Consider the following 265-nt stretch of genomic DNA (forward strand, 5'->3'; position numbering starts at 1 on the left):
CACAGTGAACAAACCGCTGACCGTCCCACATTCCCTGCACCAGCTGGAATCCTTCTCGAGACTGCTCTCGGACCAGCGCCACAGCCATGTCGGCCTGCTGGCTGAGCTGATGCAGCTGGGTATCAGACAAAGGAAAAACCGTGTCGCCGACTTTATAGCGCTGGAACACAGCATCGCCGTGCTGATCGTAACGCACACGCAATTCAAACGGCTGGCGTTTATCGTCTTTCAGCGCTGTTCCGGCCCGCTTTAATTCACGCAGTTG

1 protein-coding gene is annotated in these 265 nt (G+C 56.2%); it reads right to left on the reverse strand.

Annotated features, from left to right (window positions below; genetic code table 11):
* On the reverse strand, positions 1-265 hold a 265-nt coding region (locus ACYP03_RS26530), incomplete at both ends, for a DUF1481 domain-containing protein (RefSeq protein ID WP_459782744.1).

The organism is Photobacterium sp. R1, assembly GCF_054600795.1.